The organism is Streptomyces sp. NBC_01465 (assembly GCF_036227325.1).
In the GTDB taxonomy this organism is placed as follows: Bacteria; Actinomycetota; Actinomycetes; order Streptomycetales; family Streptomycetaceae; genus Streptomyces.
Genome location: NZ_CP109467.1, coordinates 7,480,155 through 7,499,869 on the forward strand (window position 1 = coordinate 7,480,155; position 19,715 = coordinate 7,499,869).

19 protein-coding genes are annotated in these 19,715 nt (G+C 70.7%); 12 read left to right on the forward strand and 7 right to left on the reverse strand.

Going from position 1 to position 19,715, the window contains the following annotated elements; translation table 11 throughout:
- Positions 1-74: 74 nt before the first annotated feature.
- Positions 75-230: a hypothetical protein gene (locus tag OG707_RS34870; protein ID WP_329125568.1), complete on the reverse strand. Its 156-nt coding sequence runs from the start codon at positions 228-230 to the stop codon at positions 75-77.
- A gap of 59 nt (positions 231-289) precedes the next feature.
- On the opposite strand from OG707_RS34870, the gene OG707_RS34875 reads away from it, so the two are divergent.
- Positions 290-1,222, forward strand: a complete 933-nt coding sequence (locus tag OG707_RS34875; RefSeq protein ID WP_329125570.1) for a LysR family transcriptional regulator — start codon at positions 290-292, stop codon at positions 1,220-1,222.
- A gap of 10 nt (positions 1,223-1,232) precedes the next feature.
- Here the strand turns inward: OG707_RS34875 and OG707_RS34880 are convergent, their stop codons facing one another.
- A complete protein-coding gene (locus OG707_RS34880) occupies positions 1,233-2,813 on the reverse strand; it encodes a FadD7 family fatty acid--CoA ligase (protein ID WP_329125572.1) in 1,581 nt (526 codons plus the stop codon).
- A 266-nt stretch (positions 2,814-3,079) separates the two neighbouring features.
- Here OG707_RS34880 and oxc point away from each other — a divergent pair, with 266 nt between their 5' ends.
- The 5 genes from oxc (at position 3,080) to OG707_RS34905 (ending at position 9,555) form a co-directional block, all read left to right on the forward strand.
- The gene (gene oxc, locus OG707_RS34885) at positions 3,080-4,840 is read left to right on the forward strand and encodes an oxalyl-CoA decarboxylase (protein ID WP_329125574.1); all 1,761 of its coding nucleotides are present in this window, start codon (positions 3,080-3,082) and stop codon (positions 4,838-4,840) included.
- Between the two features lie 45 nt (positions 4,841-4,885).
- A complete protein-coding gene (frc, locus tag OG707_RS34890; protein WP_329125576.1) occupies positions 4,886-6,142 on the forward strand; it encodes a formyl-CoA transferase in 1,257 nt (418 codons plus the stop codon).
- Between the two features lie 77 nt (positions 6,143-6,219).
- A complete protein-coding gene (locus OG707_RS34895; RefSeq protein WP_329125577.1) occupies positions 6,220-6,663 on the forward strand; it encodes a PAS domain-containing protein in 444 nt (147 codons plus the stop codon).
- A 61-nt stretch (positions 6,664-6,724) separates the two neighbouring features.
- On the forward strand, positions 6,725-8,368 hold the full coding sequence (gene qcrB / locus OG707_RS34900; protein ID WP_329125578.1) for a cytochrome bc1 complex cytochrome b subunit: 1,644 nt from the start codon (positions 6,725-6,727) through the stop codon (positions 8,366-8,368).
- The gene (locus OG707_RS34905) at positions 8,365-9,555 is read left to right on the forward strand and encodes a hypothetical protein (protein ID WP_329125579.1); all 1,191 of its coding nucleotides are present in this window, start codon (positions 8,365-8,367) and stop codon (positions 9,553-9,555) included. The genes qcrB and OG707_RS34905 overlap by 4 nt, the downstream gene beginning before the upstream one ends.
- A gap of 6 nt (positions 9,556-9,561) precedes the next feature.
- On the opposite strand, the gene OG707_RS34910 is transcribed toward OG707_RS34905, so the two are convergent.
- Positions 9,562-10,200 carry a TetR/AcrR family transcriptional regulator gene (locus OG707_RS34910; protein WP_329125580.1) on the reverse strand — a complete coding sequence of 213 codons (639 nt, stop codon included), beginning with the start codon at positions 10,198-10,200 and terminating at the stop codon, positions 9,562-9,564.
- Between the two features lie 141 nt (positions 10,201-10,341).
- Between OG707_RS34910 and OG707_RS34915 the strand changes: the two genes are divergently transcribed.
- Positions 10,342-11,133 carry an SDR family NAD(P)-dependent oxidoreductase gene (locus OG707_RS34915; protein ID WP_329125582.1) on the forward strand — a complete coding sequence of 264 codons (792 nt, stop codon included), beginning with the start codon at positions 10,342-10,344 and terminating at the stop codon, positions 11,131-11,133.
- A 26-nt stretch (positions 11,134-11,159) separates the two neighbouring features.
- A complete protein-coding gene (locus OG707_RS34920) occupies positions 11,160-11,924 on the forward strand; it encodes a glucose 1-dehydrogenase (RefSeq protein WP_329128132.1) in 765 nt (254 codons plus the stop codon).
- Here the strand turns inward: OG707_RS34920 and OG707_RS34925 are convergent.
- From OG707_RS34925 to OG707_RS34935, 3 genes are all read right to left on the reverse strand, one after another.
- Entirely contained in the window at positions 11,911-12,552 is a 642-nt protein-coding gene (locus OG707_RS34925) for an Ada metal-binding domain-containing protein (RefSeq protein WP_329125583.1), read from the reverse strand. The two genes, OG707_RS34920 and OG707_RS34925, sit on opposite strands and share 14 nt — an antisense overlap.
- A gap of 71 nt (positions 12,553-12,623) precedes the next feature.
- Positions 12,624-13,391 carry a hypothetical protein gene (locus tag OG707_RS34930; RefSeq protein ID WP_329125585.1) on the reverse strand — a complete coding sequence of 256 codons (768 nt, stop codon included), beginning with the start codon at positions 13,389-13,391 and terminating at the stop codon, positions 12,624-12,626.
- Positions 13,391-14,659 (reverse strand): VWA domain-containing protein, encoded by a 1,269-nt coding sequence (locus tag OG707_RS34935; RefSeq protein WP_329125587.1) that lies wholly within the window; start codon positions 14,657-14,659, stop codon positions 13,391-13,393. The genes OG707_RS34930 and OG707_RS34935 overlap by 1 nt, the downstream gene beginning before the upstream one ends.
- A 222-nt stretch (positions 14,660-14,881) precedes the next feature.
- Here OG707_RS34935 and OG707_RS34940 point away from each other — a divergent pair, with 222 nt between their 5' ends.
- Positions 14,882-15,676 (forward strand): maleylpyruvate isomerase family mycothiol-dependent enzyme, encoded by a 795-nt coding sequence (locus OG707_RS34940; protein WP_329125589.1) that lies wholly within the window; start codon positions 14,882-14,884, stop codon positions 15,674-15,676.
- A 14-nt stretch (positions 15,677-15,690) separates the two neighbouring features.
- Here the strand turns inward: OG707_RS34940 and OG707_RS34945 are convergent, their stop codons facing one another.
- Positions 15,691-16,140 (reverse strand): hypothetical protein, encoded by a 450-nt coding sequence (locus tag OG707_RS34945; protein WP_329125591.1) that lies wholly within the window; start codon positions 16,138-16,140, stop codon positions 15,691-15,693.
- A 154-nt stretch (positions 16,141-16,294) separates the two neighbouring features.
- On the opposite strand from OG707_RS34945, the gene OG707_RS34950 reads away from it, so the two are divergent.
- The 3 genes from OG707_RS34950 to OG707_RS34960 all read left to right on the forward strand — a co-directional run bounded on the left by OG707_RS34950 (position 16,295) and on the right by OG707_RS34960 (position 19,707).
- Positions 16,295-17,062, forward strand: a complete 768-nt coding sequence (locus OG707_RS34950) for a YhjD/YihY/BrkB family envelope integrity protein (protein WP_443071431.1) — start codon at positions 16,295-16,297, stop codon at positions 17,060-17,062.
- A gap of 153 nt (positions 17,063-17,215) precedes the next feature.
- Entirely contained in the window at positions 17,216-18,472 is a 1,257-nt protein-coding gene (locus tag OG707_RS34955; protein ID WP_329125592.1) for a cytochrome P450, read from the forward strand.
- Positions 18,469-19,707 carry a cytochrome P450 family protein gene (locus OG707_RS34960; protein WP_443071432.1) on the forward strand — a complete coding sequence of 413 codons (1,239 nt, stop codon included), beginning with the start codon at positions 18,469-18,471 and terminating at the stop codon, positions 19,705-19,707. Before OG707_RS34955 ends, OG707_RS34960 begins: the two co-directional genes overlap by 4 nt.
- Positions 19,708-19,715 lie beyond the last annotated feature (8 nt).

Consider the following 19,715-nt stretch of genomic DNA (forward strand, 5'->3'; position numbering starts at 1 on the left):
CGACATGCGAGCAGAGCAGAGGGCTCGCTCGGGTCAGGGGTTCGTCACGGAATCCGGTGAGGGCCGCGCAGCCGTCACCAGGCGCGCGGAGACACCGGCATCACGTCGTAACGCGTACGGGGAGCAGGGGCGGCGATCGTGTTGCTGCGGTGTCGCATGGCCGGTGCTCCCTTCGCGTGCGTGATGGTGGCGTGCAGGACGAGCGTAGTGATCCCCGCGCGGCGGGGCATCGCATTTTTGCCTGCACAGGGCTGGCTGGGGCCGAGTTGTTGATCTTAGGATCGGCTCCATGCTGTTTCGCCAGCTGGAATACTTCGTCGCCGTCGCCCGCGAGCGGCACTTCGCGCGTGCGGCCGAGTCCTGCTACGTGTCCCAGCCCGCGCTCTCCGCGGCGATCGCCAAGCTCGAGCGCGAGCTCAATGTCACGCTGATCAACCGGGGGCACAACTACGAGGGCCTCACCCCGGAGGGCGAGCGGCTCGTCGTCTGGGCCAAGCGGATCCTCGCCGAACAGGACGCGTTCAAGGCCGAGGTCGCCGCCGTCCAGTCGGGCATCACCGGGACACTGCGGCTCGGCGCCGAGCCCACCGCCTCCACCACGCTGGCCCTGCCCGTCGGGGCGTTCTGCTCCGCGCACCCGCTGGCCAAGGTGCAGGTACGGTCGCGCCTTTCCACCAAGGAACTCCTGCGCCAGATCAGCGAGTTCGAGCTGGACGCCGTCATCGCCCACCTCACGCCCGGCGACGAGGAGGGCCTCGTCGTGACGCCGCTCTACGAGGAGCGGTACATGCTGCTGGTGTCGAGCGACCAGCTCATGCCGCAGACCCACACCATGACCTGGGCCGAAGCCTCCCAGCTGCCCCTCGCGCTGCTCACCCCCGACATGCGGATCCGCCAGCTCATCGACGGCGTGTTCGCGCAGAACGGGGTCGTGGTCACCCCGCAGGTGGAGACGGACTCGATCGCCTCGCTCTACGCGCACGTCGGCGTCGGCGAGTGGGCGAGCATCGTGCCGCACTCGTGGCTGCGCGCGATGCCCGTCATCGGCAGGACGCGGGCGGTGCGGCTGGTCGAACCGGACGCCCGCGCGCAGGTGTCGGTGGCGATCCACGCCGCCACCCCGGGCTCGGTCGCCGCACGCGCCTTCGTGAGCGCGGCCACGGGGCTCGCACTCGACGACTTCTTCGATCAGCCGCTGGCCGCCGAGCACCGCGTACGGTAACCGCCGGCCGTCAGCGCACGTACGCGGCCTCCACCGCCCGGCGGTCCAGGCCGCCCTTGGCCGTGTGGGGAAGGGAGCCCACGACCTCCAGGCTGCCGGGCACCTCGAACGCGGACAGCCGGTGGCGGCAGTAGTGCAGGATCTGCTCGGGCCCGAGATTCTCGCCGTCGCGCACGACGACAGCGGCGCCGACCCGCTGCCCGTACACGCTGTCCGGTACGGCGAAGACGGCCGCCTCGACGACACCGGGGCACCCGGCGAGGATGTCCTCCACGTGCTCGGGCGAGATCTTCTCGCCGCCGCGGTTGATGAGGTTCTTGATGCGTCCGGTGAGGAAGAGATAGCCGTCCTCGTCGAGGGTGCCCAGGTCCCCGGTGCGGAACCATCCTTCCCCGTAACTCCCCGCCATCTCGGCCGGGTTGGCGAGATAGCCGCGGGTCACGGTGGGTCCTTGCACCCACACTTCGCCCTCCGTGCCGACCGGGCACGGGCGGCCCGCACCGTCCACGACGCGCAGCCGCACCCCGGTCGCACGGCCGACCGTGCCGTGCTTGAGGAGCCCGTGCTGCGGCAGCGGCTCGCTGGTCACCTGGTGCGTGGCCTCGGTGATGCCGTACGCGGAGAGCAGCGGCGCACCGAACGTCCGCTCCAACGCCCGCTGGGTGGCCGGGTTCAGCGGGGCGCTGCAGCTGCGGACGAACTTCAGGGGCGCGGCCCGCGCGCCCGGGTAGTCCTGTGCCGAGCGGTCCAGCAGGATCTCGTGGATGGTGGGGACCGCCGTGAACCAGGTGGCGGCCACCGCGCGTACGTCGTCCCAGAAGGTCCGCGCCGAGAACCGCCCCCGCGCCGGCAGCAGCACGCAGCCGCCGCTGGCCAGCGACGACAGGAGCGCCGCGAGCAGTCCGTGGCCGTGGAAGAACGGCATCACGGCGACCGTGGCGTCGCCGGGCCCCAGCTCGTACGTGGTGCAGATGTTCCGCACGGACGCGGCGAGGTTGCCGTGGGTGAGCGGAACCATCTTGGCCCGGTCGGTGGTGCCCGCGGTGAACAGGACGACAGCGTCCTGCCGCGACAACTCCTGTGCGGCAGACCGGACTTCGCGTGTCACCCGTGCTCCGGTGTCCAGCGAGACCGTCGCCGTGCCCGCCCGGGAGAGGTCCACGCGCAGGGGCCACGCCGGAAGACCGGCGGTACCTTCGGCGGACGGATGGCCTACGAGAATTGCCTGCGCGCCCAGCGCATCAAGACGGGCTGCCAACTGCGAGGCGGGAAGCGCCGGATCGACCGGTGCGACCACCAGCCCGGCCCGAGCGGCCCCCAGCAACCCCACGACGAACTCCGCCGTGTTGGCGCAGAGCAGCGCGACCGCGTCCCCGCGATGCAGTCCCGTGGCCGCGAGCCGCTGCGCCACATCGTCGGCCAGCGCCGCGAGCGCGCGGTAGGACAGCTCCACCCGGTCGGCCCCGGCGACGAGCGCCCGGGCCCGGGGACGGCTGCGCACCTGATGGTCGAGGAGGTCGACGAGGCCGGTGACCGCGGGGGGTCGGTAGCGGCCCGATTCCCGTACGGCTGCCTCGGTCGGAACGGCCATGGCCCCCACCCCCTCGTACCCCGGTCTGCTGAAGCTGTCCTCCAGGAGCCTGCGCCGGGGCGGTGGGCGCGTCCAATACGCGCTGGTGAACAGCCGATAGGGACCGTCTATCAAGCGGGCGGAAACACCAGGTCGCACGGCTCCCACAGGGCTCGATAGATGCTGTTTATCGGCTGGTCGCCGATACGTCTTGGACGCGGACGCGCCCGCTGCCGAAGGTGTGAGGAGAAGCCGCAGGCAGGACTGCCCAAGGAGGACCTCGGACCATGACAGCCCAATCCGGAACCGCTGCGACGGACACCGCGGCGACCACCGACGCAACGGCCGAGCTCACCGACGGGTATCACCTGGTCGTCGACGCACTGAAGCTGAACGACGTCGAGACCATCTACGGGGTCGTCGGCATCCCCATCACGGACCTGGCCAGGCTCGCCCAGGCCGAGGGCATCCGCTACATCGGCTTCCGCCACGAGTCCAACGCCGCGCACGCCGCAGCAGCAGCCGGCTACCTCACCAAGAAGCCGGGCATCTGCCTCACGGTCTCCGCGCCCGGTTTCCTCAACGGCCTTGTGGGCCTGGCCAACGCCACCACCAACTGCTTCCCCATGGTGCAGATATCGGGCTCCAGCGAGCGCCACCTCGTCGACCTCAAGCAGGGCGACTACGAGGAGATGGACCAGGTCGCCGCGGCCCAGCAGTTCTGCAAGGCCGCGTACCGGATCAACCGGGTCGAGGACATCGGCCGGGGGATCGCCCGCGCCCTGCGCACCGCCGTCTCCGGCCGCCCCGGTGGTGTGTACCTCGACATCCCCGCTGCCGTACTCGGCTCCATCATGGACAAGGACACCGGCGCCAAGACGCTCAGCCGGCTCGTCGACCCCGCCCCCCGCCAACTGCCCGCCCCCGAGGCCGTGGACCGGGCCATCGAGCTGCTTGCCCACGCCGAGCGGCCGCTGGTGGTGCTCGGCAAGGGCGCGGCCTACGCGCAGGCCGACGACCGGATCCGCGAGTTCGTCGAGTCGACCGGCATCCCGTACGTACCCATGTCGATGGCCAAGGGCCTGCTGCCCGACGACCACCCGCAGTCCGTGGCGACGGCCCGCTCCCTCGCGCTGCGCAAGGCCGACGTCGTGATGCTGGTCGGCGCCCGCCTCAACTGGCTGCTCGGCCACGGCGAAGCACCGCAGTGGAACCCCGACGCGCAGTTCATCCAGGTCGACATCGAGCCCAGGGAACTGGACAGCAACCAGCCGATCGCAGCCCCGCTGGTGGGCGACGTCGAGTCCGTACTGGAAGCGCTCGCCGAACGCGCCAAGCCGGGCCAGATCTCCGCCCCCACCGCCTGGCGCGAGGAACTCGCTTCGCGCTCCGCGCAGAACGTCGAGAAGATGGCCGCGCGCCTGGCCGCCGACCCGCACCCCATGCAGTTCATGGGCGCGCTGCGCGCCGTCCGCGACGTACTCCGCGACAACCAGCACGCCTACCTGGTCAACGAGGGCGCCAACGCCCTGGACATCGCGCGCAACGTCATCGACATGCACGTCCCGCGCCACCGCCTCGACGTCGGCACCTGGGGCGTGATGGGCATCGGCATGGGGTACGCGATCGCCGCCGCGGTGGAGACCGGGCAGCCGGTGATCGCCGTCGAGGGCGACAGCGCCTTCGGGTTCAGCGGCATGGAGCTGGAGACGATCTGCCGCTACGGGCTCCCCGTCACCACCGTGATCATGAACAACGGCGGTGTGTACCGCGGCAACGACGTGAACCCCCTCGACGACGCCCCGGCCCCCACCACCCTGATGCTCACCGCCCGCCACGACCTGATGATCGAGGCGTTCGGCGGCAAGGGCCACCGCGCGACCACCCCCGCCGAGGTCACCGCCGCACTCACCGAGGCGCTCGCCTCCGGCGGCCCCGCCCTCATCGACTGCGCCATCGACCCCGGTGCCGGTACCGAGAGCGGCCACATCGCCCACCTCAACCCCAAGGGCATCACCGTCGGCAACATCGCGCCGGCAAAGAAGTAACCGCCTTCACCTCGACCTTCACCTCGACACGGATAGGAATCCCTCATGTCTGAAAAGCCGCTCGCCGGAATCAAGGTGATCGACTTCACCGGGGTCCAGGCCGGTCCCGCCTGCACCCAGATGCTCGCCTGGTTCGGAGCCGACGTCATCAAGGTCGAGCGCCCGCAGGGCGGCGACGTGACCCGCAATCAGCTGCGGGACATCCCCGAGCTCGACGCCCTGTACTTCACCATGCTGAACAGCAACAAGCGCTCCCTGGCCATCAACACCAAGACCCCCGAGGGCAAGGAGGTCATGGAGAAGATGATCCGCGAGGCGGACATCCTGGTGGAGAACTTCGCGCCCGGCGCCATGGACCGGATGGGCCTCGGCTGGGACCACATCCACGAGCTCAACCCGCGCCTCATCTTCGGCTCGGTCAAGGGGTTCAACGACTCCTCGTCCTGGTCCGACCTCAAGGTGTACGAGAACGTCGCCCAGGCCGCCGGTGGTGCCGCGTCCACCACCGGCTTCTGGGACGGCCCGCCCACCATCAGCGGTTCGGCCCTCGGCGACAGCAACACCGGAATGCACCTGATGATCGGCCTGCTGACCGCGGTCATCCAGCGCAACGCGACGGGCGTCGGCCAGAAGGTCTCGGTTTCCATGCAGGACGCCTGCCTCAACCTGACCCGCGTCAAGCTCCGCGACCAGCAGCGCCTGGAGAAGATCGGCTACCTGGAGGAGTACCCGCAGTACCCGCACGGCGAGTTCGGCGACGCGGTCCCGCGCGGCGGCAACGCGGGCGGCGGCGGCCAGCCGGGCTGGATCCTGAAGTGCAAGGGCTGGGAGACCGACCCCAACGCGTACATCTACTTCACGGTCCAGGAGCAGAACTGGAAGCGCACCGCCGAGGCCATCGGCCACCCCGAGTGGGTCGACGACCCCGAGTACAACACCGCCAAGGCCCGCCAGCCGCACATCATGGACATCTTCGGCGAGATCGAGAAGTGGCTCGCCGACAAGACGAAGTACGAGGCGGTCGACATCCTGCGCAAGTGGGAGGTCCCCTGCGCGCCCGTCCTGTCCATGAAGGAGCTCGCCGAGGACCCGGACATGCGCAAGAGCGGCACGATCGTCGAGGTCGAGCAGAAGGAGCGCGGCACCTACCTGACCGTGGGCAGCCCCATCAAGTTCTCCGGATTCACCCCCGACATCACCGGCGCACCGCTGCTCGGCGAGCACACGGACGAGGTCCTCGCCGGACTCGGTTACGACGCGGACGCCATCCGCGCCCTGCACGAGGGCAAGGTCGTCGTCTGACACCGGTGCCCCGAACCGCTCCGGCGCCCGGCGCGCGCACTCGCGCCGGGCGCCGGCCATCCCCACTCGGAGACCCCATGGAAGAGTTGAACGCAGGCGTCGTCCTCGCGATGGCAGCCGAAGCGCCCGACGGCATCGTGATCGTCGACAGCGAAGGACTGATCCGCTACTGGAACCAGGGGGCGGAGCGGATCTTCGGGTACACGGCGGCCGAGATCACGGGCCGAGGCCTGGACGTGATCATCCCCGAGAAGCACCGCAAGCGACACGACGACGGCTTCACCGCGGCCATGGCCTCGGGCACCTCCCGGTACGGGGCGGACGACCTCCTCGCGGTCCCCGCACTCACCGCGGACGGCACCACCGTGTCGATCGAGTTCAGCGTGGTCCTGCTGACCGACGCCGACGGAAAGGCCTCGCACGTCGGCGCGGTCATCCGCGACGTCACGGCGCGCAGGGCGCAGGAGAAGGAGATCCGCCGCCGACTGCTGGAAACGGCACCGGCCGGCACGACGCCCTGACCGCGCCGTTGGCTGGGGCGGGGCGGCGTGGCACTCTGGTAGCCGCCTGAGGGGGTTTCGCATGAGCGGAAGCATCGAGCGCACCCAGCACAGCGGAAGGTCCGAACCGCCGGGCAGGGGCGAGCGGTTGGCGGACTGGGCGGACAGCCGTGTCGGTCTGCGGCAGATCGCCAAGGCCAATCTGCGCAAGATCTTCCCCGACCACTGGTCCTTCATGCTGGGCGAGATCTGCCTCTACAGCTTCATCGTGCTGATCCTCACCGGGATCTATCTGACCCTCTTCTTCGAGCCGAGCGGCGCGGAAGTCGTCTACCACGGTTCGTACGCGCCCCTCAACGGCGTCCGGATGACCCGGGCCTACGAGTCCACCGTCGACATCAGCATGGACGTGCGCGGCGGGCTGCTCATCCGGCAGATCCACCACTGGGCCGCACTCGTCTTCGTCGCCGGGATGCTCCTGCACATGATGCGGGTGTTCTTCACCGGCGCCTTCCGCAAGCCGCGCGAGGTCAACTGGCTGCTCGGCTGGACCCTGTTGATGCTCGCCCTGATCACCGGCCTCACCGGCTACTCGCTCCCCGACGACCTGCTCTCCGGCACCGGCATCCGCTTCGCGCAGGGCGCGATCCTCTCGGTCCCGGTGGTCGGGACGTACCTCTCCTTCTTCCTCTTCGGCGGGGAGTTCCCGGGGCACGACATCATCGAGCGGCTCTACCCGGTCCATGTGCTGCTGCTGCCCGGGATCATGCTGGGCCTGGTCGTCGCCCATCTGATCCTGGTCTTCTACCACAAGCACACCCAGTTCGCCGGGCCCGGACGTACGGAGAAGAACGTGGTCGGGGCGCCCTTCATGCCCATCTACATGGCCAAGGCGGGCGGCATGTTCTTCCTCGTCTTCGGGGTGCTGTCCGTGATGGGCGCGATCGCCTCCATCAACCCGGTCTGGCTGATGGGCCCCTACCGCCCCGACTACGTCTCCACCGGAGCCCAGCCCGACTGGTACCTGGGATTCTCCGAAGGGCTGATCCGGGTGATGCCGGGATGGGAGATCAACGCCTGGGGTCACACCCTGCAGTTGGGCGTCTTCATCCCCTTCTCGCTCTTCCCGCTGATCATGATGCTGATCGCGGTCTATCCGTTCATCGAGGCGTGGGTCACCGGCGACAGGGACGAACACCACATCGCGGAGCGCCCGCGCAACGCACCGACCCGTACCGCGCTCGGAGCCGCCTGGCTCGCCCTGTACGCGGTCCTGCTGATCGGAGGCGGCAACGACCTGTGGGCCACACGCTTCCACCTCTCGATCAACTCGATCACCTGGTTCGTACGGATCGCCTTCTTCCTCGCCCCGGTCGTGGCCTTCGTCGTCACCCGCCGGTTCTGTCAAGGGCTTCAGCTCCGTGACCGCGAACTGGCCCTGCACGGACGGGAGAGCGGTACGCTCAAGCGGCTGCCGCACGGCGAGTTCGTGGAGGTCCACGAGCCGCTCACCCAGGCGCAGTTGCACAAACTGACCGCGCACGAGCAGCCCCGGCCCTTCGAGCTCGGTCCGCTGGTCGACGCCAACGGGGTCGTGCGCAAGGTCAAACGGTCCGACAGGCTCCGGGCCAGGCTCGCCCACGCCATGTACGGCCCTGGCTCCCAGGTCCCCAAGGTCACGGTCGAGGAGTACAAGGCGCTCGACGGAGGAGACCAGCACCATTGACGCACAGCGGACGGGGGATCGTCTGGCGCGCAGGCGAACAGCCGCTCGAGGCCTGGCTGGAGTGGGTGCGCGAGTGTCTGATCGGCGACTCGCGGTTCACCGTCATCGGTGAGGTCCGCCAGGAGGACCAGCCCTACGGAAGGACACTGCACTCGGGGATCGACGCGGCCGCACTCGCCGAGGTGTTCGCGGAAGCGGGGATCGAGGCCCTGTACGTCTCCACGACGCGAGGCCTCGAACTGTCCTCGCCCACCGTCGACATCATTCCGGTGCCTGACGACCCCCAGCTGGGACCGCCGCTGCTCTGGGCCCGGGCCACCCCCTCGGGCCGCGTACGGCTGGCGGCTCCGGTCCTCAGCCCCGCCGACCTCGACCGCTGGCTGCGGCAGCTCTCCCCGCTGCTTCCCGAACCGGTCCCGGTACGCGAGGGATCCGCCGAGCCGTTCGCCCGGCCCCTGGCCACCGGACTCCTCTGCCGCCCCGACCGCCTCATGGTCTGCGTGGACACCCTGGACACCAGGGTGCGCCCCGGCAACCCGAGCTCGGTGGTGGAACTGACCACGACCGCCGACCGCCTCGGCCAGGACGCGGCGCTGCTCCGCCACCCCTGCGTACTCAAAGAGCAGCCGGTGCCCGCCGTGAGCGAACTCGCCGCCGTACTCGCCGGGTTGGAGTCCATCTGGAGCGCGGTGCCGTCGCAGGCGGACTCGCCGTTCACCCGGCTCGGGTGGTGGGCCGGTGCGAAACCGCTGGCTCCGGGGAGCCGTATCGAAGTGGTACGGATCGAGCACGGCAGCGCCCGGCTGAGGATCTCGCGCAAGGGCAGGTTCGGAATCGACGCCACCGGGCCGGTCGGTGAACTGGCCCACTGGGCACGGCCGTTGCTCGACCCGGCCGTGCACGACGACGCGTACGCGGGTCTGCGGCGCGGTCTCGCCACCTGGCTGGAGCAGCTGCAGAAGGCCGTGTTCGGTGCGGCCCCCGTACGGTGGCGCGTCTTCGGTCCGCCGCCCGGCCGGCTGCAGCCAGGACCGCTCGACGCCTCCGCCCTGGCCCAGTGGCTGCATACGCACTTCCCGCGCGAACGGGTCTACGTGGACAGCCTGTCGGGAGACACGATCGAACTGGGCGGGCTGCGCGCCGACAGCACCAGGGTGCAGATCAGGGCATCTCGGCGCGCGGTGTAGCCGTACTCAGGCAGCCGGCCACTTCATGCCGCCCGTCAGCTCGCGCAGACAGCGCAGGGCGAGGGCGGCGGGGGAGCGCTTCGTGCCGGTCGCGGGGGCGTCGGTCGCCGCCCACGTCTCCATGGCGATGCGGATCGCGTTGGTGGCGGCGGCCGCGGCCAGGCGTACTTCGAGAGGGTCGGCGTCCTTGCCCGCGAGCCGGGCGAGGACCGGTACGAGGCGCTCCTCCGACTCCTGGTTCACCCGGTACCAGACCGCCCTCAGCGCGGCGTCGTCCTCGGCCGCGCGCAGCAGCCCGCGTGTGGTCTCGAACTGCTCGTCGCCGTACTCGCCCGTCACCGAGAGCGTGGCCGTGACGGCCTGTTCGAGGGTGGTCCGCAGATCGGCGCCCGGCTGTGCGTCCTCCAGGAGGGCCCGCCAGGCGTCGCCGCCGGCCGCGAGGAGCGGGCCGATCGCGTCCTGCTTGTTGCGGAAGTACCGGTAGAAGGTGCGCAGCGCCACCCCGGCCCGGACGGCGATCTCCTCGGCGGTGGTGGCCTCGGGGCCCTGCTCGGCGAAGAGCGCCGCGGCGGCGCGGGCGATGTCCAGCTGGGTGGCGGCCTTGCGTCGCTCGGTCAGGCTCGGCTGGGGCTGTTGGGGACTCACCTGTGAAGCGTATGCGCAGGAATGTGAGGATGCACACTATGACATAGTGGCAAAACGTGCCACCCAGTCGTATGGTGGCCGACGGAACGACAGTTCCGCGCACCACAGGTCAGCAGGACAGAAGGAAATGGAGCACATGCCATGAACCGTTACGGCGGCCGTCGCGTTCTCATCACCGGCGGAGGTTCCGGCATAGGCCAGGCCACCGCGCTGCGCGTCCTCGCGGAAGGCGCCCGTGTCGTGGCCGCAGACGTCAGCGAGCCGGGTCTGCGGGACACCGTGGCCAAGGCCGTCGCCGCGGGCACCGCCGACCGGCTGACCACGGCCGTCGTGAACGTGGCCGACGAGACTTCCGTACGCGCCGGGGTCGCCGCCGTCGTCGAGACCCTCGGCGGTCTGGACGTCCTGGTCAACGCGGCAGGCATCCTGCGCTCCTCGCACACGCACGAGACGGCGCTCGCCGACTTCGAGCAGGTGCTGCGGATCAACCTCACCGGCACGTTCCTGATGATCCGCGAGTCGCTCCCCGCCCTCCTGGCGGGCAACGGCCCCGCCGTCGTCAACTTCAGCTCGACCTCGGCGACGTTCGCGCACCCCTATATGGCGGCGTACGCGGCGAGCAAGGGCGGCATCCAGTCCATGACGCATGCACTGGCGAGCGAGTACAGCAAGCAGGGCATCCGCTTCACGGCCGTACAGCCGGGCTCCATCTCCTCCGGCATGACCGACGGCAGCGGCGCCAGCCGGCAGAGCGTCGGCCCCGGACTGCCCGAGGACGCCGACATGTCCCTGTTCATGAAGCTGGCCCCGGCCATCGGGCAGGGCTTCGCGGGCCCCGAGAGCGTGGCGTCCGTCGTCGCGCTGCTCGGTTCGGACGACGGCAGGTTCATCACCGGCACGGAGATCCGTGTCGACGGCGGCACACACTTCTGACGGAGAGGGCACCTCATATGAACGGCATCATCGATCTCACCGGCCGGACCGTCCTGATCACGGGCGGCGCCCGCGGCATCGGCGCCGACATCGCACGCGGGGCCGTCGCGGCCGGGGCGAACGTCGTGGTCGGCGACGTCCTGGACGAGGACGGCACGGCCCTGGCCGCCGAACTCGGCGACCGGGCACGCTACTTCCACCTCGACGTGACGTCCGAGCAGGACTGGCAGGAGGCGGCCGCCTTCACGGCCGCCGAGTTCGGCGCGCTGCACGGTCTCGTCAACAACGCCGGTGTCTCCACCGGGCAGCCCCTGGACACCGAGACCGTCGAACACTTCCGCAAGGTGATCGACATCAACCTCACGGGCGTCTTCATCGGCCTGAAGACGGCGATCCCCGCGATGAAGGAGAACGGTGGCGGCTCGATCGTCAACATCTCGTCCGCGGCAGGGCTGATGGGCCTCGCGATGACCTCGTCGTACGGCGCCTCCAAGTGGGCCGTACGCGGTCTGACGAAGATCGCCGCGGTCGAGCAGGGGGTGGCGAGGATCCGCGTCAACTCCGTCCACCCCGGCATGACGTACACCCCGATGACCGCCGGTGTCGGCATCGCGCAGGGCGAGGGGAACTACCCCAACGCACCGATGGGGCGGGTCGGTGAGCCGCAGGAGATCGCGGACGCGGTGCTGTTCCTGCTCTCCGACGCGGCGTCCTATGTGACGGGCGCGGAGCTGGCGGTGGACGGCGGCTGGACCACGGGCCCGACGGTGAAGTACGTCATGGGCCAGTGACCTCGAGCCACAGCCGTGCGGCTTCCGGGGTGGCCACGTACCAGCACTCGCTCGTGGTGCTGCTCGCGGGGACGTCGGCCCAGAGCAGGGGCCAGTTGCCCCGGCCGCGCTCGGCGAACGTCCACTTGCTCAGGTAGCCGAGGCGACCGCTCAACTCGGCGGATGTGAGGCCGAGCTCGGTGGCGAGGCCGCTCAGGGAGACGGGCTCGCCAGGAGCCGCGGAGAGGATGTCGAGGACCTGGGCCACCGTGCGCAGGGACTCCGGCTCCGCGCGCCGCAGCGATGCCAGGTCCGCCTCGGACCAGGCCACCTGCGGGAGGTCCCGGCCGCTGGGCGCTGTGTCGGTGTACGCGGCGAGCCGGTCGTCGGCGGCCTCCGCCGCCTTCCAGACCGCGTAGGCGTCCGGCATGCACTTGGCGCAGGGCCGGTATCCGGCGGCGACCGCATCGCTCTCGTGCGCGAAGAAGACGCGCTGGGCGGTGTAGCCGCCCCGGGCTATCGCGTTCCGCGCCGACCAGCAGTCGAGACGACCGTAGATGCGGTCAGGACGGTATCCGCCGAAGGTCCCCGGGACGGTCGTCAGATAGGGGCGGCCGTCCGCGCCCAGCAGGGTGTACGTGCGTGTCATGCGGCACATCATCGCCTGCGGGCCGCGGTGCCGTTCGTCTCTTCGGAAAGGCACCGCGGCCCGCACAACGGTCAGTTGCGCACGGGCCGCCCGTTGCCGCGGGTCAGCGCATAGCCGCCGATTCCCGCCAGCGCGGCGAGGATGCCGCCGACCGCCGTCCACAGCCAGCGGTCCGTCCACCAACCCGACGTCCAGCTGTCGTCGTCGGTCTCCGCGGCGGCCGTGGTCCCCGGGACGAGGGGTGTCGCCAGACTGCCGTCCACCGCGTGGGCGCCGCCCGCGTCGATGGACGTGGCCTCGACCTCCGTGTGCACCGGCAGGCCCTGGTCCTGTTCGGGCATGGAGACGGCGGTCAGGCGGATGTAGTAGCTCCCCGGCAGCGGGTCGTTCGCCCAGGGTTCGGCCAGCGCTCGGACGGGCCGCAGTACGCACTTCAGCTCGACGGCGGCCGCCTCGGCCGCCGCTGTCCTGGTCTGGCTGCCGTACATGCACGCCTGGCGCCGGCGCAGCCCGTCGTAGACGTCGATCTGCCAGGTCGAGGCGCCGTGCCGGGCCGCCGACTCGGGGAGCTTCACCGTGGCCTTCACCGTGGGCCGTTGCCCCGCGTCCGCCGGGAACACCCAGTAGAGGTAGTCGCCGGTCGACGCGTCGGCGGTGCCCGACTGGTCCTGCTTCAGGGCGGTCGCCGTACGGAAGGACGTGCCGGCCTGCGTCGGCGACGAGGTGTCACCGCTCGCCGACGGGCTCGGCGAGGGGGTGTCGGCCGCAGCCGGGCCCGCCGCTGTGAAGAGGGCCAGTGCGGCCAGTGCGGCGCCGGTCAGAATTCGGGTCGTACGCATCAGTTGGTCCTCCATACGGCCACGCGCCAGCGCGAGATCCAGCCCCACAGCACACCCGCGACGAAGCCCGTGAGCACCAGGGCGCCCAGCAGCCACCAGCCGCGGCCGAGGCCGAAGGCGGCGACGTCGGAGGCCGCGTCGGGGGCCTTCACCACGTCGACGGTCAGCTCGACCGGCAGTCCGGGCGCGGTCTTGACCGAGGCGGGGGCCGAGTAGGAGTTGCTCACCTGCAGGCAGACCGTCTCGGGCGTCGGCTCGCTGTCGTCGTCGTCCTGCGGTGCCTTGGGGTAGCGCAGGCCGGAGGAGATCACATCGGTCCTGCCGGTGCCCGACTGTTCGCCGCGTACGATCTCGCGGCCGCTGAGCGTCACCGCCCGCAGCAGCACGCCGTAGTCGGGGTTGACCTCACGGTCGGCCGCGACGCTCACCGAGGCACGCAGCTCCTGTCCTGGAAGGACGTCCACCCGGTACCAGCGGTGCTCGGAGAACTTCTCGCGGTCGGTGTACAGACCGGCCTTCAGCTGCGGCGCGTCCGTGCACTGCGCCGCGCCCTCGGTCGCCACGGGGACGACCACCGGATCGGCGGCGCGGTCCACCAACTGCGTGACCCTGCCGGTGAGTTCGTCGGTGTGCTGCACCGAGGAGTACGTGCCGCCGGTCGCCTCCGCGATGCACGTCAGCTGCTTGCGGATCTTGGCGTCGGGGACCAGGCCGAGCGTGTCGACGACCAGATGGGTGCCCTGCGCGGCGATGGAACGCGCCACCTCGCACGGGTCGAGCGGGGCGCAGGTGTCCTCGCCGTCGGTGATGAGCACGATCCTGCGGGTGGCGTCACCGCCCTTGAGGTCGTCCGCCGCCTTGAGCAGCGCGGGCCCGATCGGCGTCCAGCCCGTGGGGGCCAGGGTGGCCACGGCGGTCTTCGCCTCGGTCCGGTCGAGCGGGCCGACCGGGTAGAGCTGCGCGGTGTCCTTGCAGCCGGTCTTGCGGTCGTTTCCCGGGTAGTTGGCGCCCAGGGTGCGGATCCCGAGCTGGACGTCGGAGGGGACCGCGTCGAGTACCTCGTTGAAGGCCTGCTTGGCGGCGGTCATCCGCGACTGGCCGTCGATGTCGCGCGTCCGCATCGAACCGCTGACGTCGAGCACGAGATCGACCTTGGGGGACGGCTTGGCGTCCGGCTCGTCGGCTGCGGCCCCGATGGGGGAGAAGCCGACGGTCAGGGCGGCGAGCAGCGCGCACACCCCGGCGGCCAGCCGTTTGCTTATGATCATCGCCGGATCCTACGGAAGATCGTTTCCCGGCCCAAATCCTGAGTCCTGGAAAGCAGTTCGGCGTGGATCCGCCGGGGCGGTGTGTGCCGTCAGACCCCTCCTGGCACCTGGTCCGCGCCCGTCAGGACGAAAAGGATCTATGCCATGTCGCAGCTCTCCTGCAGGGAAGATCTCGCATGCTCCGACTTCCTCGATGGCAGGCCGATCGGCGATAGTCGGCCAATGACGAAAACCGGGCCGGACATCCGCGACGCGATACGTGACACCGCCGCAGAGATCGCCGCGCTGCTGCGGGCCGCCCCCGGCACCGGCGGTGCCGTCCCGGGGTCGGAGTGGACCGTGGGGGAGGCGGCGGCGCACCTGGCGCTGGCCAACCGGCTGATGGCGGAGCTGGCGGCGGGCCACGAGCGGAGTTACGGGGACGGCACGCCGGGGAGCCTGGCGGAGGCCAATGAGCGCTCGCTCGCCGTCTTCGACGAGCGGGGCGCGGAGCCGCTGGCCGCGATGATCGAGACGCAGGCGGAGGCGTTCCTCGGCGCGGTGGAGGGGAACCCGGTGCAGGGGACGATCGTCACCCCGCTGGGCCCGATGAGCCTGGACGTACTCGCCTCGTACCTGCTCGCCCACATGCTGGGCCACGGCTGGGACCTCGCCCGGGCGCTGGGGCGCCCGCACATGCTCGACCGGCGCAGGGTGGAGCTGACGCTGCCCTTCATGCTCACGGCCATGCCGAGGGTGGTCGACCGGGCGGCGAGCGCCGGGCTGAGCGCCGCCTTCGAGGTCCGGCTGTGGGGCGGCAGCCGGTTCGGTGCGGTCTTCGCGGACGGGGGCGTGTCGGTGACCGAGGAGCCGCCGGCCCGGCCGGACTGCACCATCCTCACCGAGCCGGTCGACTTCCTGCTCATGGCGCTCGGCCGGCGCGGGCCGTGGGGCGCGATGGCCCGCGGCCACGTCTTCACCTGGGGCCGCAAGCCCTGGCTCGCACCGCGCTTCCCCGCGCTGTTCGTCGCGCCCTGAGGCGGCCGGGCGGCTCAGGCCGCCATCGCCACCGAGGCCCGGCCGAGCGGGACCTCGACGGCCGTCGTACGGCGGGCGAAGACCACGGCCCGCAGCACCACGAACCGACCGATGCCCGTCAGCGCCGACGCCGAGAGGTAGACGACCTGTTCGGTCATGGGGGAGGGGGCCGGGTGGACGGCGTACAGCGCGAGCAGGGCGCCCGTCGTGAACGCGTAGCTCACCGCGACCGTCATCCCCGACTGGAGGTGGACGCCCCAGCCGCGGCGCTCGCTGCGGAAGGAGATCCGGCCGTGCAGCTCCGTCGCGATCACGGTGGAGACGACGGTGACCAGCGCGTTGGCGAGCACCATCGGCATCCGGCCGTGCAGGGCGATCAGTACGCCGCTGGAGGCCAGGCCCACACCGCCGCCGCAGACGACGAAGCGCAGGAAGGCCGCGACGAGCGGGCGATGGGTGGTCACGGGGAGCCTCCGGAAGGGGAGTTGAGCGGGCGTTGCGGGGACAGTTACGAACCTAGGCAGCGCCCGGTCCGCGCACGACCGGGGTGGCCCCGTAGTTGAGTGGGGGTTGTCCCCCACCTGTCCCTGATGACGTTCCGGGGAGATAGTTCGTGACATGCCTCAGGATCAGGCCGATGCCGGGGAACGCCCGCCGCTGTACGCGCGGCTGCGGGACGCCGTACGCGAACTGGAGCTGATGGCGCGGTCCATGGGGTTCGCCGCGCTCGGATTCCTCACGCTGGTGCCGCTGCTGATCGTCGTCTCGGCGGCCGACCCCGGGCACGGGCGCGGGTTCGCCGAGTGGCTCGGGGACGCGCTCGGGGTGTCGCACGCGGCCCGGGTGCGGATCGACCAGATCTTCGCCGTACCGGGCCAAGTGCTGCGGACCACCACGGCGTTCGGGTTCGCCGCGCTCGCGGTCTTCGGGCTGAGCTTCGGCTCCTCGGTCCAGACGTTCTACGAGAAGATCTGGGAGCTGGATCCGGGGCGCTGGTACGGCAGATGGCGCCATGTGCTCTGGCTCGCCGTGCTGATCGGCGCCATCTTCGTCTCCGCCACCACCACGGTGTGGCGCCGGAGCTGGGGCGGTGAGCTGGCCGGTGCGGTCACCGCGACGGTCTTCTTCTGGTGGTCGCAACGGCTGCTGCTCGGCGGGCGGATCGCGTGGAGAGCCCTGCTGCCGGGGGCGGTTGCCACGGTGCTCGGCCTGCTGGGGCTGCGGGTCTTCTCCCGGCTGGTCTTCTCGCCCCTGATCGCCTCCAGTGCCGTCACCTACGGGCCGTTCGGCACGGTCCTGGTCCTGCAGTCCTGGCTGGTCGGTGTGGGCGTGGTGGTGCTCGGTGGAGCACTGGCCGGGAAGCTGCTGCACGACGAGGTGATGTGATCGCCCATGTGTGGATGTGGGGGTTTTGTGATCACGGAAGTGACACAAGTGGAAGACTGAGGTAGCAGTCTGGTCACCCAACTTCCTTATAGTGGTCCAGCGTTGATCGTTTGGCCCGCAACGCGCTGAACCGTCGCCCCAGGAGTCCGTACGATGACGCACCCCACGCCCGCGCACGGCGCAGGCTGCCCCGCCGTCCCGCTCAGCGGCGACCGCTTCCACACCGACCCGCTCGGCCTCTACCGCGACATGCGCCGCGACCGGGGCCCGGTCGTTCCGGTCGAACTGCCCGGCTCCATCCCCGCGTGGCTCGTCATCGGCTACCGGGAACTGCACCAGGTCGCCAGCGACGGCGAGTTGTTCCCGCGCGACGTGAGCCTGTGGAACCAATGGGGCAACGTCCCCGACGACTGGCCGCTGCTGCCCATGGTCGGCCGGCCCGCACCGTCCATCTACTTCACCGCCGGCACCGAGCACCGGCGGCACGCCGCCATGGTCGGCCCCGCCCTGGAGGAGGTCGACCCCTTCGAACTCCGCCGCCACAGCGAGGAACTGGCCGACCGTCTCATCGACGCCTTCTGCGACCGCGGCACCGCCGACCTGGTCGCGGAGTTCTCGATGCTGCTGCCCGTCCTCGTCCTGGCCCGCCTCGTCGGCTTCCCCGACGCGGACGGCGCACAGATCGCGAAGGTCATCAACGAGCTCGCCGACGGCGGCCCGGGCGCCCAGCAGGCGCAGATCAGCTTCGCCGAGCACATGTTCAAGCTCGTCGCGGCCAAGCACGCCGAGCCCGGCGACGACGTGACCTCCCGGATGATCGCCGACCCCGCGCCGTTCACCGACGAGGAGTACGCCCTCGACCTGATGGCGATCACGGCGGCGGGCCACCTCCCGACCGCCGACTGGATCGGCAACTCGATCCGCCTGATGCTCACCGACGACCGCTTCGCCGCAGCCCTCTCCGGCGGCCGCCACAGCGTCGCCGAGGCGATGAACGAGGTCCTCTGGGAGGACGCGCCCACCCAGATCCTCGCCGGGCGCTGGGCCGTCCGCGACACCACGCTGGGCGGACAGTCCGTGCGCGCGGGCGACATGCTGCTCCTCGGCCTGGCCGCGGCCAACGCCGACCCGCTGATCCGCCAGGACCTCTCGCCCCGTGGCTCGGGACAGAGCGGCAACAGCGCCCATCTCTCCTTCGGGCACGGCGAGTACCGCTGTCCCTTCCCGGCCCAGGAGATCGCCGAGATCCTCGCCCGCACCGGGATCGAGGTCCTGCTCGACCGGCTGCCCGACATCGATCTCACGGTGCCCGCAGACGCGCTGGTCCGGCGGCCGTCCTCCTTCCTTCGGGGGATGACCTCGCTGCCGGTCAGCTTCACCCCCGTACGTACGACTGGAGGCCACCTGTGACCTGCCCACACGCCGCTGCCGCTGCATCGGCTCTCGCCATCGACCCGATGGTCCAGGACCTGGACGGTGAGACGGCGCGGCTGCGCGAGGCCGGTGCGCTCGTCACGATCGAGCTGCTCGGCGTCCCGGCGCTGGCCGTCACCCGGCACGCCGACGCGCGCCAACTCCTCACCGACCAGCGCCTGGTGAAGGACCTGGACGCCTGGACCCTGTGGCAGACCGGCGCGGTCACGCACGCCTGGCCGCTGATCGGGATGATCGACGCGGGCCGCTCCATGTTCACCGTGGACGGCGCCGAGCACCGCAGGCTGCGGACCAAGACCTCCCAGGCGATCACCCCGCGCCGCCTCGAGGCGATACGCCCCGACATCGAGAAGTTCACGCACGAGCTGCTCGACGCGCTGGCGGAGCAGGCGGTCGACGGCGCGGTCGACCTCAAGGCGGTCTTCGCGCAGCCCCTGCCGATGCGGGTCGTCGGCCACCTGATGGGCGTGGACGAGGCGCAGCACCCCATGCTGATGAAGGCGTACAAGGCCTTCTTCTCGATGCTCACCCCGCACGAGGAGCGCATGGCGGTCCTTGCCGAACTGGACGTCTTCTACACCGAGTTGGTACGGGAGAAGACCGCCCGCCCCACCGACGACCTCACCAGCGGGCTGATCCTCGCCGAGGAGGGCGGCGAGCCGCTCACCGAGGAGGAGGTCGTCGGCAACCTCAAGGCGATGGTGGCGGCCGGGCACGAGACCACGATCGGCCTCATTCTCAATGTCGTACGCGCCCTGCTGACCCACCCCGACCAGCTGGCGCTGGTGCTCTCGGGCGAGGTCTCCTGGGAGACGGTGATCGAGGAGTCGCTGCGCTGGGACCCCTCCATCACGCACCTGCTGATGCGGTTCGCCACCGAGGACATCCCGGTCGGCGACGATGTCATCCACAAGGGCGAGGGCGTGGTGATCTCCTACCGGGCGATCGGCCGCGACACGGAGCAGCACGGCGAGGACGCCGACTCCTTCGACATCACCCGTGCCACCCCGATCCGCCACATGACGTTCGGGCACGGCCCGCACATCTGCCCCGGCGCCGCGCTCTCCCGGCTGGAGGCGGCCATCGCGCTGCCCGCGCTCTTCGAGCGTTTCCCCGGGCTGAGCCTGGCCGTTCCGGCGGAGGAGATCCGCAACCTGCCCGTTCTCACGCAGAACGACAAGGCGGCCTTCCCGGTCCTGCTCAACGGCTGACTCCCTGC